This window comes from Bacillus altaicus, from assembly GCF_042136375.2.
GTDB classification, from domain to species: domain Bacteria; phylum Bacillota; class Bacilli; order Bacillales; family Bacillaceae_G; genus Bacillus_A; species Bacillus_A cereus_U.
Window position 1 is genome coordinate 4,982,232 of the sequence record NZ_CM143394.1, and the last position, 13,114, is coordinate 4,995,345.

A 13,114-nucleotide genomic window follows, 5' to 3' on the forward strand; every position below is an offset into this window, starting at 1 on the left:
TTCTATTCTCTACTTTTTCTTTTGTTCCTTCTTCCAATTTATCCGATGTTAATGAATCCACTATTTCCCCTATAGATTTCATCTTTCTCCTTCAATAGAAAAAAGCCTCTTAACAGCAATTATACAAAAAACTGTTAAAAGACTTTTTTCTATTTTTTCATATAAGGAGCCAATACTCTTAAAATTTCTTCCTTATCCTTCTTTAACTCAAGAGATGTTAACATATCCATCGTTCGCGGCCTAGGTAATTCCACTTGTACCTCGCCAACTATTGATGCTGGTCTTTGAGATAAAATAAATACGCGATCAGAAAGTAAAATTGCCTCATCTAAGTCATGTGTAACCATAACAATTGTCTGCTTTTCTTGATGCCAAGAATTTAAGAGCCAACTATGTACTTCCATTTTTGTAAATGCATCTAATTTTCCAAAAGGCTCATCAAGCAGCATAATTGGCTTTTCACATAAATATGTGCGAAGGAAACTAATTCTTTGACGCATTCCACCTGATAACTCCTCTGGATAATGGTCTGCATATTCATCTAGCTCAAACTGTTTTAATGCTTCCATTCCTTCTGTCAGCCTTTGTTTTTTAGGCTTTCCTTCGATTTCCAATGGAAGAACAATATTTTGTAAAGCCGATCGCCACGGTAGTAATAAATCTTGTTGCGGCATATAACTAACAACATCTTGTTTTTTTACATACTCCTCGTTATAAAACACTTCTCCATTCGTTGGCTCTTCAACACTCGCAATCATATTTAACAATGTGCTTTTCCCGCAACCACTCGGACCTACAAAAGAGACAAACTCTCCCTCTTGTATAGAAGCACTAATATTTTCTAATACATTCTTTCCATCGAAAGCTTTTACAATATCTTTTATTTGTAATCCACTCATTTTTCACTTGGAAGGAATTCATTTGTAAAGGCATCTTTTACATCGATTTTCTTTTTAATAACTTTGTTGTCATATAAGAAATTCATGTAATTTGTCCAAATCTCTTCCTTCTGTACTCCCCACGCTTTTGCATCATCTTGATACTTTGTACTTAACCACTTTTGGCTTTCTTGTACTAATTCTTTATTCACATCTGGAACAGCTTTAATTAAAATATCCGCAGCTTCTTTCGGTTCTTTAATTGCAAAATCATAACCTTCTGTCGTTGCCGTCATAAATTTTTTCACAAAATCTTTATCTTGCTTCGTATGTTTTTCACTTGTAATAATAACAGGACTATAGAAATCAAGCGCTGGATCTAAGTCTTTCACCATAATTGTATTTAACTCTTTTCCTTGACGCTTCGCTTCAATTCCATCCCATCCATAATAAATCCATTCAAAGTCTGCATCACGACCGATTGATTTAAAGAAATCTGTTTGTCCAAGAATAATTTTTTCAACTTTATTAAAATCAGCTTGATGTTTCTCCATAATCGTCTTTAACGTCGCTTCTTCTGCTGGTCCCCCCCAGCCGCCGTAACGTTTACCTTCAAAATCTTTTGGTGACGTCATATTATCTTTTTTAAGTGATGCAAAAGCTGAAGTGTTATGCTGGATAATCGCTCCTACAGATACAACAGGAATACCTTCAACACGAGCTAACGTTACATTTTCTTGTGCACTTATTGCAAAATCAGCTTTTCCTGAAGCTATCATTTGTTCCGCTGTAACATTATCACCTGGTTGAATAATTTCTACATCTAATCCTTGTTTTTTATAATAATCTTTCGTCTTCGCTACGTATAAACCAGTATGGTTTGTATTAGGGAACCAATCTAAAACGACTTTCACTTTCTTTTCTTTGCTTGTATTCTCTTCTTTCTTCGCCGTATTACATCCGGCAACACCAACTGCTAATAATGCAGCTAACATAATTTTTAAACCTTTTTTCATTTTCTGCCGCCCTTTCTGTATATCCATGGTGCTGTTATTCTTGCCATAAATTCAACAATAAAGTATAGAAATAGTGTCACCATGACGATAATTGCTGCAACACCAAATACCCGGGCCGTTAAAAAGGATTTCGTTGCTCTTGTAAGCATAACTCCTAATCCTTCGCTAGCACCAAGCCATTCCCCAATAATCGCTCCCATCACACTATATGTAACAGCAATTTTTAAACCTGAGAAAAAGTATGGGAGTACTGCTGGAAACTTTACTTTCTGGTAAACTTGCCATTTCGTTGCCTTCATTGTTTGTAACAGTTTCAGCATATTTTTATCTACCGTTTGGAAACCTTCTAAAATGCTAAGCGCAATTGGGAAGAAACAAACAAGAATAACAACCATTACTTTTGGCAACATTCCGTATCCAAACCAAATAATAAATAATGGTGCGAGCACAACGATTGGAATTGTTTGCGAAATAACGAGCAACGGATTCATTAAAATCCGAAATAAAGGGATGACATCCATAATGATAGCAATGCTCGTCCCAAGTAAAATTGCAAAAAACAACCCAATTATTACTTCCTGTAACGTTTGCACTGTATTCGGTAATAGTAAATCTTTCATTCCAATTAACTCTTGCACAATTGCAGACGGCTTCGGTAAAATCCACGGCTCAATTTTAAATAATGAAACAGATCCTTCCCATATAGCAATGAGAAGGATAAGCCAAATTGTTGTGATTATTTTAGATCGCTTCTGGTTTTGCATATTCATCACGGTACTTCCAAACTTTTTCGTCAATCGTTACGCCTGTACTTGGACGATAGTGAATTTTAATAGAAGTGATTACTTCTTCTGCTCCAGCATCGACGCAAGCTTGTTGCGCGCGTTTAATGACGTCAAGAAGTACATCTAATTCTCCTTCCAACGTTGTTTCCATTGCCCCTACTTCATAACGAACTCCCGACTGTTGTACAACTTCAATTGCTTTATCAACAACGGAATACACATCTTTGTTCTTCGCTTGTGGTACTACTGAAAATGAAATTGTAACTTTTTGTGACATAATAAAATCCCCCTTACAAAATATGGTTTCAAAAAAAGAAAAGGCTTTCCTACCATGTAGGAAAGCCTTGTATACAAGTTATTCTATAATAACTTATGCTACATCACTTTAAAGTAACTCCCTACGCTGGCATTATCCAGATCAGGTTGAGGGTCGATGTATACTTACATCCTCTCAGCCAATTGGCTCCCCGGTTCTTAATTCGTTTTCATTGTAGCATGATTTATTTTATTGAACAAACAAAAGCATGTATAATCATTTCATTTAACTTTTAAATTCCCCAATTAACTCTTGTAACTCCTGTGAAAGCCAACTTAAAGAACTAGCTAATTCAGCAATATCTTGTACAGACATTTCCTGTTCTTTCATACTCTCTTCAATATTACTACTACTATTCGCATACATATTTGCGATATGTGATAGTTCATTTACAACACGAACAATATTTTGGCCATTTTGCAAAATATCACTTGAATTGCTAGAAACAGCTCTAACTTGATTTGTAACAAATTGTGCTGATTTTGAAATTTTTTCAAAGAAAGCACCACTACTTTCAACAAGTTTAATTCCAGATTCTACTTCTTTTGAAGCTTTTTGCATTGAAACAACAGCTTCTTCCGTTTCAGCTTGTGTTTCCCCGATTAATTTTGCTATATCTTTTGCTGATGCTTCCGTCTGCTCTGCTAATTTACGCACTTCATCAGCAACAACGGCAAATCCCCTTCCGGTTTCCTCAGCACGTGAAGCTTCAATAGAAGCATTTAAAGCTAGCGAATTAGTTTGATTTGAAATACCTGTAATTACTGTTACAATATCACTAATTTCTTTTGATCTTGTTTCCAAAGAACAAATAATAGAAGATAAATCTTGTACTGCATTTTGTATTATATTCATTTGATTAATCGTCTGTTCAATAACACCATTTCCTTTTACTGAATGATGATCCATACCTTCAGACTCTTTCGCCATTTGTTTTGCAGCATTCGTTATCTCTTCCATCTTATCTTCCATTTCATATACAATACCTAAATACTGTGGTACTGAAGTTTCTTGTGACTGAGCGCCCGCTCTTAACTCAACCATAGAACTTACGATTTCTTGAACTGCCATGCTATTCTCTTTCGTACTCACTGACAATTCTTGTGAAGATGAGGAAACCTGTTCTGCTGTCTGCTTCACTTTATCTATAATTCCTTTAAACTTCTCGATGGTATTATTAAAATACGCATTAATAGTACCAATATCATCTGGTCTTTCCTCTAATTTAATACTTAAATTACCTTCACCAACTTTGCGCAATCCTTCACGTAAATCTCGCAATGGAGCAAGTGCGTTACGCACAATTAAGAATTGAATAACAGTTGCAATTAAAACAGAAATACAAATAAACATTAAACCTTGTATAATGAATTTTTCCTTTGTACTAGGAACGATAGAGGCATCTACATCGGCTGCAACAATTGCCACAATATTATCTTCTCCATCTTTAATTGGCTCTAATATCGTTACCCATGATCCTAATTCGTCTTCATATACTTCTGTCATATTTGCTTTTTTCGTACTCATTACTTTATCATATGCTTTCATCCAACGATCTGGTTGTTTATAATAGTCTCCCGGCTTTACTTCAACAACATTTGCTAAACCTGTAGACAAACCGACGATTTGTAACTCACCTTTTTCATTTTTTTTCGCTCCAACAACATACGTTTGTCCAACACTGTTCAATTCTTTCGTTGATTCATCTAATTTCTCTGTTAATTTCTCTCTTTTTTCTCTTTCTGACGTTGGGTCTTTTGCAACATCTCTCAATATTTCTGCGTCTAATTTATGTAATACCGTATCTCCTGTTTCAAAAGAATGCCTTTCAAATATAGACATCATACTATTTTGAAACATATTAAAACTTAACGCTCCCATAGTACCAACAAGCGTTAAAATAACGAGTACAGTTAACAATACATTCTTTTGAAGAAACGATAGCTTATGCCAATATTTTTTCATTCACATTACCTTCCTTAATTCAGTTAATACAAAATAATAATTTCAAAACACACCTTTAATTGATAACAATTCTCAAATAAAAACCAAAAAAAAAGACCAATGAAAAAGCATTGGCCAAGACCAACCCTATCCGTCCGGTAACTGGCTAGCTTAGCCCTTCGACCTTAGCTCCTGTAGTTTTGCGTCCTCATGTTTCCATAAGTTTGCCTTTCTCGCTGAACGAGTTGAACGATATGGGAGTTCTATGAGAATTAAAATATTCTCTTCCAAATATTACAACATAAAAATTAAAATGTCCACCCATTTAAAGATGTAAATATAAAGTTTTAATGTATTATTTTTTCGAAATAATTTAACAAAATAAGTGAATGTTACATTTCTTGTGTTATATAATAAAAAACGTATATAACACAAGGATTATTCCGGATATTCATTTAATTTTCATTCAAATTAAACTATTCGAATATATCTTAACTTACGAATTTCGGAGGTAGTTTATCATGTTTTGGCTACAATTTCTTACGTTACTACTCTGCATTTTTATTGGTGCACGCCTAGGCGGAGTTGGTCTAGGAGTAATGGGTGGCGTTGGTATGGCAATACTTGTTTTCGTCTTCCACTTACAACCTACAGCTCCTCCTATTGATGTAATGCTTATGATTTTAGCAGTAATTACAGCTGCCGGTGCTTTGCAAGCTGCTGGAGGAATGGATTACCTTGTCTACCTTGCTGAGAAAGCATTACGAAAAAATCCAAAGCGTATTACATTTTTTGCTCCTATTGTTACTTATTTATTCACGCTATGCGCGGGAACTGGTCATGTCGCTTATTCTGTACTTCCCGTTATCGCCGAAGTATCTCGCGAATCAGGAATTAGACCTGAACGACCAATGTCAATTGCCGTTATCGCTTCCCAGCAGGCAATTACAGCTAGTCCAATATCGGCTGCAACAGTTGCACTTTTAGCAATGTTAGCCGACTATAAAATCACCTTGTTAGATATTTTAAAAGTCAGTATCCCTTCTACTTTTATTGCTTGTATGGTAGCTGCATTCGTTGCTAGTAAAATGGGAAAAGAATTAAATGAAGACCCTGAATACTTGAAGCGATTAAAAGAGGGAATGATCCCTAAACTTGAAGAGAAAAAAGAATTTGCGGGTGTAAAAGGCGCTAAATTATCAGTTATCCTTTTCCTAGTAGGAACTTTCCTTGTCGTACTTCTTGGTTCATTTGAAGCCCTTCGTCCGGGATGGATGGTTGACGGGAAGTTAGCTCGTCTTTCCATGCCAAACACAATTGAAATGGTCATGTTAACCATTGCTGCTCTCATTATTATTTTCTGTAAACCAAATGTGGAAAGCATTGTAACTGGTAACGTCTTTAAAGCAGGCGCAACAGCAGTTGTTGCTATTTTTGGTATCGCTTGGATGGGAGATACTTTCTTCAACGGAAACTTAAATATAATTCAAGGATCAATTCAACACTTAGTGACAAGTGCACCATGGCTATTTGCTATTGCACTATTCATTCTATCTATTTTACTGTATAGCCAAGCAGCAACAGTTCGTGCTTTAGTGCCACTCGGACTATCACTTGGTATTCCGCCGGCATTACTTATTGCAATGTTCCCTGCAGTAAATGGATATTTCTTCATTCCAAACTACGGGACAATCGTTGCTGCAATTAACTTTGACCGTACTGGTACAACAGGAATTGGTAAATATGTTTTAAATCATAGCTTTATGATTCCGGGCCTGATCGCAACCTTTACTTCTATTGGAATTGGAATGCTCTTAATTTCCATTATGTTTTAAAGAAAAAGCACAAACCTTTATTTAAAAAGGTTTGTGCTTTTTTAATCAAACGTTTGTTTAAACTTTTTGGGCAGTCTATTCCTCCATATAGCATTTAAAATATTACATGGGCTTTTTCTACAAACTTTTATTTACTTCTTCAGCTAATTTCCTCGTACTTTCATAAGCAGATTCCGCTAAACTAATTGCTGAAATAACTGAAACACCGTCCGCACCCGCTTCTATAACCGCAGCTGTATTTTCAATTGTAATCCCACCAATACCAACAATCGGCATTGTAATTCCTTGTTCTCTAAAATGAGCTAAACCTTTCGTTCCTTGCACAGCTTTCGTATCTTTTTTTGTACTCGTTGGGAAAATAGGGCCAACTCCTAAATAATCAGCCCCGTTTTCAATTGCAAAGCGTGCTTCTTCAATTGTATGGGCAGATACACCGATAATTTTATCTCCCATCTTTTCACGAACAGATGTAATTCCTTCATCATCTTGTCCAACATGCACGCCATCTGCATCTAACTCGAGGGCTAGTTCCACATCATCGTTTACGAGGAATGGTACACCGTACTCCTTGCAAAGCGCTTGTAGTTCTTTCGCAAAATCAATACGTTTCTCTCCCGTTAAAGCCCCTTCTCCCTTTTCACGAAGTTGAAAAATTGTTATACCACCTTCTAGTGCATCTCTCAATACTTGTAGAGGCTCCTTCGTACAATTGTTACTTCCCATAATAAAATATACTGGTAATAACCTAGACATTTCATCCATTGTAATGCGCGACATCTAGTTCCTCTCCTTACTGTATAACCTCAATCTTTCCATACTTCTCAATATCATCTGAAGTTGTATTCGCTAACTGATTTAAAAATTCAATTTGAAAGCTTCCTGGTCCATTCTCTACTGTTTTCGAAGCCGCTACTTCTGCTGCTACTCCATAGAATGTTAATGCGGCTACTGCTGCCTTTACATAATCCTTTTCTACCGCTACAAATGCTCCTATTACAGAAGTTAGTAAACAACCTGTTCCAGTAACTTTCGTTAAAATAGGATGGCCATTTCGAATAAGAATAGTTCGCTCTCCATCTGTAACAACATCTTCTTGTCCAGTAATTACCGCAACTGTATTTAATTCATCCGCTGCCTGTTTTGCAATATTTACAACATTACCGTTTCCAGTACCAGCATCTACACCTTTAATTTCCCATTTCTCATTAATAACGTTAGCTATTTCAGCTGCATTTCCGCGGATAACAGCTAAATCGATTTCAGCTGGAATATATCTCGCAACTTCTGTTCGATAAGAAGTTGCTCCTGCCCCAACTGGATCAAACAATACTGGTACATCATTCTTATTTGCTGATTTACCAGCAAGTAACATCGCTTCTACCTCTTCAGGACGAAGTGTACCCATATTTAAAACAAGGGCTCCCGCAATGCTAGCCATTTCTGCTACTTCTTCTTTTGCATACGCCATTACAGGTGATGCTCCTAATGCTAACAAACCGTTTGCTGTAAAATTTGTTACAACAACATTTGTAATATTATGCACGAGTGGATTAGACTCTCTCACCAAATCCACTACTTTACTAATTTCTTTCATATTCATCCTTTTCATCTCCTAACTATAGTGATGGGAGATACACAAAAAGGCACTTTGCGCGTACGCAAAGTGCCTGAACATGTGCTTTTACACTCTCCCTACGCTGGCATTATCCAACAGGTTCAAATGGTCAATGACGGACTAGTCATACTCTCAGTTTGCATCCACAAACTCCCATGTGTTTATTATTCATCTACTTCAAAGTCTACTCTTATTCTAGTAAAATAACAAGTTCTTTACTTTTATAGAATGATAGAAATCAGAACTCTCCTGGTTCAACCATTCTTCGCCTTTATATAAGTAAAACTCTCACACGTATATTTCACCACAAATAACTCAAACCGTCAGCAAGACTGAATAGAACAAAGATGTATGCTATATTTAACGTATGGAAATTTGAAAGGATGTTTTTAAATATGGCAAAAAGTATTGTAATTGCTGAAAAACCTTCTGTTGCACGTGATATCGCACGTGTACTGAAATGTGATAAAAAAGGGAACGGCTATCTTGAAGGTAGTAAATATATTGTTACTTGGGCTTTAGGTCATCTCGTTACATTAGCTGATCCAGAAAGCTATGATGTGAAATATAAACAGTGGAATTTAGAAGATTTACCAATGCTACCGGAGCGTTTAAAACTAACCGTTATTAAACAAACAGGGAAACAGTTTAACGCTGTAAAAAGTCAGCTTCTTAGAAAAGATGTAAATGAAATCATTATAGCTACTGACGCCGGTCGTGAGGGCGAGTTGGTCGCACGCTGGATTATCGATAAAGTTAAAATGCAGAAACCGATTAAACGTCTATGGATTTCATCTGTTACCGATAAAGCAATTAAAGATGGCTTCGCAAATTTAAAACCAGGAAAAGCATATGACAATCTATACGCTTCAGCTGTCGCACGTTCAGAGGCTGACTGGTATATCGGACTTAATGCGACTCGAGCATTAACTACTCGCTTTAATGCCCAACTAAATTGTGGTCGTGTACAAATGTATCCCGTCAATAGTTAGGGTGAAATTAATATTTCTAGTATTTACATGACTTGTATGATTTTCTCCCAAATTTATATGGTTATAAAGATAATTTAAAGTAGCAAAGACCTCCATTTGATTGTAAAACACCTCTCCTTATTTGATAAGAAAAAAAGGAAACCATTTTGAAAAAGATTAATCAAAACAGATTCCTACTTTGTGAAATATTATACATTCATTGTAAAAAAAACGATTAAAACTCACTTAAAATTCTCTAATCGAGAAGGAATAAAACAACGTAACTTTTTACAAACAGTATTACTTTCTTCAAAACAATACAACTTTATTTCAAATCTATACTAATGATTATTCAAATAAAAAATCCCCCGCATCTGCTTAATAATCCGAGGAATTTTTTTCAGTGATTCTCTATTTCTCCATACATTTCACGTAACTTTTACTGTAGCGTATCACGGTCCCAAAACATTACATTGGTACCCTCCGCCTGGTTTTGTGCCTGTTTAGTAAAATAGGTATTCGTGATAACCAAACTTTGGTCTAGTTTATAATAAGCAATACCGAGGGTACCACCAGCCCATCAAGCTAACCAAACAAAACACCTCAATATTTCCAATTCTTTTTACCTGTTTCTAAAGGAAGAGCTCTAATTATCTCCCTAAAAGCTTCCAGTTGAGACGCTGGTTCTTTATAAACATATTTTCTACGTAATAAACGAGGAACTTCACCTGTAACTCCTTTTTCATCCTTTAAAGCCAAGGTAATGATAGCAAATTTATCCCCTTTTTCTTTTTTCTCACCTATTGTATAATCTACCTCATCTTCTAGATATCCCTCATCTATATAAGAAGGGGTTACAAAGAAGACCGCTGCACATGATTCTTGAAATCCTTGATCGATACCTCTGTTAAGGTTAGTTCCAGCTACCATAGCGTCTTCATCTAGCCATGGTTCAAATCCCAGTTCCTTCAATAAATAAAAATACTCTCTTACCAGAGGCTTATCTGCTCCTTTATGGCTTAAAAAGATCTTTTTTGGAGCGTAAATTTCAATTTCTTCTTTAGTTGTTGAAAAACTAACCATATATTTTGATGCATCTAAGCTATTTTCAATACTAGGATTTAGTTTTATATAACTTTTCATCCATTTGCAATCAGAAAATATATTAAAACTCTTTTTTATTTTTTCAAGGTCAAAATAAAAAATCCCGCCCTCTACGGACATCCATTCAAATTCCTTAGATAACTTAATAACATTTAATAAATATTCTTTTTGTGGGATATGTTTGTAGTCAAAAACAAAATCTACAGTGCAACCGTCACTTGGGTGCCAAGCTTGATGGGGTGTTTCTTCAATTTCATATCCATTGGAAGTACTAGTAATAATGATATTTCTCATTTTTGTTCTCCTGTTCTAAAATATAGTAATTTCTTATTAGTTTTATAAATGTATAATGAAAAGCTTTTAACTAATTTCAAATGTATTTCTTTATCAATGTAATTGCTAAATTGAACAATATTAGGTTCTCTTAAGGTGAGGACTACATTTAAATTAAGAGGCTGGAATTTGACATATCTAATATATATATCTTTAAATGTGATAATGTCTTTATAGACAAAGGTCTTGTTTATAAAGCTACCTGTAAAGGTTTCTTCCTCGAATTCAAATAAATCATCACCATCAATGTTTATTTCGAGGAGATTATCACTAAAATTGCTCTTGAAAATAGAGTCAACAAATAGTTTATCTGTTACATCAATACGAGAAATGTAATCTCCTAATGTAAGTTCAACTTTTTCTAATAATGAGGAATACTCAAAAACATCTTCTACACAAACCCAAAGAAGATTGTAAAAAAGATAGATATTAACTTGATTATCTTCGCAGATATTGTTTTTTAACATATTATGATAATGTTCATCTACTATAGAAGCTTTATCTTTAGAGTAATCTAGTAAATCTATGTTTATTAAAATCTCCTCATTTTTTTTAAAACTATCAATAAGGTTTGTTAAAGCATTAAAAAAGTCCTTGGATTTATTGAATGTATATAATACAGCTTCATTTAAAATTTTATTTTTCATACTATTCAATCCCTAGGAGCTTTTTAATATTACCCTCATTTCTTAAAGTTGACTGACCATAGTTAGCGATAAAAACATTTGTAACCTCATTGTATGCGTTTTTTATTACAGCCCGAAGATTATAGTCACTATTTTTAATGAAAATTCTTAGTGAACTTTTTCTATCATTTATCATACCTACAGTTATCATGTGCTTTCTAATATTACCGTCTGAATCTTCATGATTATACTCAATGATAAATTCTATTTCGTAAATAATACGATTACTCAATATAAGCTCCCTAACCCTTTTACTTTTTAATAGGTCTTCCCCGCCGTACTTCTGAGAAACTATTTTAGATTTTGCATTCTTACGATTAATAGTATCTTCATGATCAAGTGTAATGTTTACACATTCAAATCCGCTAAAACTTGAACTTGAAGTATCCAATTCTAAAAGTATATCTAGTAATTTAATAGTATTTGGATGTACTGAATTCTCCTGTATTGCTTCTGTAAAGTCCTCATTAAATGTAAGACTTAAATTTTTACTCATTTTTGGTGGGGCTAAAAAGATTTTTTCAATACCTAAGAAATCTTGTAAGAACCCTCTAATTATTGTTCTTATTGCAGCATAAATCACAGTATTTGTAGTTTGTATATAGATAATATTTTTATCGAAATGTATCTCAGCTTTAGCTCTTTTTTCATCATTATATTTGATACTGAACATACTATCCTGATCAAATATAAACTTCTCAGTATGTTTCTTAACAAAAATTGTTGCCTTTTGATCTGAAAAACTTATAAGCTCAATACCTTTAGTTTTATTTACTTGGTTCCATCCTCCTAAAAATGTCTCAAGCCCTTGTTTTGTTACCGCTCCTATTTCTGCTTCGAAGGAGACAAAAAAACCATCAGTACTATCAATATCTGGATTGAAAGCTTGGCTTCTTAATTCATTAAATAAATTCTCACTAAACAGCCCTTCTCTAAATCCATATAATAGATACTCAATTAAATCAATTTTTTTTCGTATAGCAGTATGATCAATTGGGATTTTGAAGCTTTCTATAATGTTTAATACCTCGACTTGATTTAAGGTCTTTAAGGAATGGAAAATAGTGTTTATTTGATCATTAGTTGGTTTAAATTTCTCATTTTTGGTTCCGATTATATTATCTTCTACTAGATCTATCTCTTCTAGTTGATTAACTTCTGCAATTTTATCAATTTCTTCTAATTCATTTACATCCTTCGCCAATACTACCCCTCCTACATTCCCATATGTAAAATATACCATATATTTGAGTTTCAACAAACACTGAGGAATAGAAAGGGTCTCCTGAAAATCAGTCCTTTTCTTTTATTTGATTCTAAAGTAACCACTACATTTCCGAATTAATAGTCTTGTAGTTTTCGCACGAAAAGATTAAAGAGGCAAAAAAATAAACAATTTTTTTTATTCGACCTGATCAGACGTTTTTGTCTTATAAAAGCTTGGAATAGAATCTACTATATATTAAGTCAATTGAAAGAAAGGAGAGTGGTACATATGAAACAATTCATTAAATTCGTTTTAGCATTCCTGGTTACGTTCTTAGCAAACGTAGCGAGTCAATTTTTTATTAATATGTTCTTTTAAAAGAAAAGCCTTCCTAATTATAGGAAGGCTACGTTATAAAATAAAA

The 13,114-nt window shown here is 34.3% G+C and carries 12 protein-coding genes, 1 pseudogene and 3 riboswitches; of the genes and pseudogenes, 2 read left to right on the forward strand and 11 right to left on the reverse strand.

Features of this window, described 5'->3' with window-relative positions; genetic code table 11:
* Positions 1-149 precede the first annotated feature (149 nt).
* From ACE38F_RS25720 to ACE38F_RS25740, 5 genes are all read right to left on the reverse strand, one after another.
* Entirely contained in the window at positions 150-899 is a 750-nt protein-coding gene (locus ACE38F_RS25720) for an ABC transporter ATP-binding protein (RefSeq protein ID WP_375370561.1), read from the reverse strand.
* The gene (locus ACE38F_RS25725; RefSeq protein WP_070140721.1) at positions 896-1,894 is read right to left on the reverse strand and encodes an ABC transporter substrate-binding protein; all 999 of its coding nucleotides are present in this window, start codon (positions 1,892-1,894) and stop codon (positions 896-898) included. Before ACE38F_RS25725 ends, ACE38F_RS25720 begins: the two co-directional genes overlap by 4 nt.
* Positions 1,891-2,664 carry an ABC transporter permease gene (locus ACE38F_RS25730; protein ID WP_375370562.1) on the reverse strand — a complete coding sequence of 258 codons (774 nt, stop codon included), beginning with the start codon at positions 2,662-2,664 and terminating at the stop codon, positions 1,891-1,893. Before ACE38F_RS25730 ends, ACE38F_RS25725 begins: the two co-directional genes overlap by 4 nt.
* Complete coding sequence (locus ACE38F_RS25735) at positions 2,636-2,956, reverse strand: MTH1187 family thiamine-binding protein (protein WP_375370563.1); 321 nt, start codon at positions 2,954-2,956, stop codon at positions 2,636-2,638. The genes ACE38F_RS25730 and ACE38F_RS25735 overlap by 29 nt, the downstream gene beginning before the upstream one ends.
* 101 nt (positions 2,957-3,057) lie before the next feature.
* A riboswitch (TPP riboswitch) is annotated at positions 3,058-3,159 on the reverse strand.
* Positions 3,160-3,220: 61 nt separating this feature from the next.
* Positions 3,221-4,960 (reverse strand): methyl-accepting chemotaxis protein, encoded by a 1,740-nt coding sequence (locus ACE38F_RS25740; RefSeq protein ID WP_375370564.1) that lies wholly within the window; start codon positions 4,958-4,960, stop codon positions 3,221-3,223.
* A gap of 133 nt (positions 4,961-5,093) precedes the next feature.
* A riboswitch (cyclic di-GMP riboswitch) is annotated at positions 5,094-5,178 on the reverse strand.
* Positions 5,179-5,460: 282 nt separating this feature from the next.
* Between ACE38F_RS25740 and ACE38F_RS25745 the strand changes: the two genes are divergently transcribed.
* Entirely contained in the window at positions 5,461-6,774 is a 1,314-nt protein-coding gene (locus ACE38F_RS25745) for an anaerobic C4-dicarboxylate transporter family protein (RefSeq protein ID WP_002029556.1), read from the forward strand.
* A gap of 117 nt (positions 6,775-6,891) precedes the next feature.
* On the opposite strand, the gene thiE is transcribed toward ACE38F_RS25745, so the two are convergent.
* Positions 6,892-7,551, reverse strand: coding sequence for a thiamine phosphate synthase (thiE, locus tag ACE38F_RS25750; protein ID WP_375370565.1), 660 nt, complete (start codon positions 7,549-7,551; stop codon positions 6,892-6,894).
* Between the two features lie 13 nt (positions 7,552-7,564).
* The gene (gene thiM / locus ACE38F_RS25755; RefSeq protein ID WP_375370566.1) at positions 7,565-8,374 is read right to left on the reverse strand and encodes a hydroxyethylthiazole kinase; all 810 of its coding nucleotides are present in this window, start codon (positions 8,372-8,374) and stop codon (positions 7,565-7,567) included.
* Positions 8,375-8,446: 72 nt separating this feature from the next.
* Positions 8,447-8,556, reverse strand: a riboswitch (TPP riboswitch).
* Positions 8,557-8,784: 228 nt separating this feature from the next.
* Here thiM and topB point away from each other — a divergent pair.
* A pseudogene (gene topB / locus ACE38F_RS25760) lies at positions 8,785-9,360 on the forward strand (DNA topoisomerase III); the annotation flags it as partial.
* A gap of 439 nt (positions 9,361-9,799) precedes the next feature.
* On the opposite strand, the gene ACE38F_RS25765 reads toward topB, so the two are convergent.
* The 4 genes from ACE38F_RS25765 to ACE38F_RS25780 are packed head-to-tail and all read right to left on the reverse strand — an operon-like array spanning position 9,800 to position 12,687.
* The gene (locus ACE38F_RS25765) at positions 9,800-9,919 is read right to left on the reverse strand and encodes a restriction endonuclease (protein ID WP_375370619.1); all 120 of its coding nucleotides are present in this window, start codon (positions 9,917-9,919) and stop codon (positions 9,800-9,802) included.
* A gap of 44 nt (positions 9,920-9,963) precedes the next feature.
* The gene (locus ACE38F_RS25770; RefSeq protein ID WP_375370567.1) at positions 9,964-10,758 is read right to left on the reverse strand and encodes a toll/interleukin-1 receptor domain-containing protein; all 795 of its coding nucleotides are present in this window, start codon (positions 10,756-10,758) and stop codon (positions 9,964-9,966) included.
* Positions 10,755-11,444: a hypothetical protein gene (locus ACE38F_RS25775; protein WP_375370568.1), complete on the reverse strand. Its 690-nt coding sequence runs from the start codon at positions 11,442-11,444 to the stop codon at positions 10,755-10,757. Before ACE38F_RS25775 ends, ACE38F_RS25770 begins: the two co-directional genes overlap by 4 nt.
* 1 nt (position 11,445) lies before the next feature.
* Positions 11,446-12,687 (reverse strand): hypothetical protein, encoded by a 1,242-nt coding sequence (locus ACE38F_RS25780; protein WP_375370569.1) that lies wholly within the window; start codon positions 12,685-12,687, stop codon positions 11,446-11,448.
* Positions 12,688-13,114 lie beyond the last annotated feature (427 nt).

Coding starts and splice junctions, on each gene's coding strand:
- ACE38F_RS25720 (WP_375370561.1), bottom strand. CDS start 899: ATGAGTGGATTACAAATAAAAGATATTGTAAAAGCTTTCGATGGAAAG.
- ACE38F_RS25725 (WP_070140721.1), bottom strand. CDS start 1,894: ATGAAAAAAGGTTTAAAAATTATGTTAGCTGCATTATTAGCAGTTGGT.
- ACE38F_RS25730 (WP_375370562.1), bottom strand. CDS start 2,664: ATGAATATGCAAAACCAGAAGCGATCTAAAATAATCACAACAATTTGG.
- ACE38F_RS25735 (WP_375370563.1), bottom strand. CDS start 2,956: ATGTCACAAAAAGTTACAATTTCATTTTCAGTAGTACCACAAGCGAAG.
- ACE38F_RS25740 (WP_375370564.1), bottom strand. CDS start 4,960: ATGAAAAAATATTGGCATAAGCTATCGTTTCTTCAAAAGAATGTATTG.
- ACE38F_RS25745 (WP_002029556.1), top strand. CDS start 5,461: ATGTTTTGGCTACAATTTCTTACGTTACTACTCTGCATTTTTATTGGT.
- thiE (WP_375370565.1), bottom strand. CDS start 7,551: ATGTCGCGCATTACAATGGATGAAATGTCTAGGTTATTACCAGTATAT.
- thiM (WP_375370566.1), bottom strand. CDS start 8,374: ATGAATATGAAAGAAATTAGTAAAGTAGTGGATTTGGTGAGAGAGTCT.
- ACE38F_RS25770 (WP_375370567.1), bottom strand. CDS start 10,758: ATGAGAAATATCATTATTACTAGTACTTCCAATGGATATGAAATTGAA.
- ACE38F_RS25775 (WP_375370568.1), bottom strand. CDS start 11,444: ATGAAAAATAAAATTTTAAATGAAGCTGTATTATATACATTCAATAAA.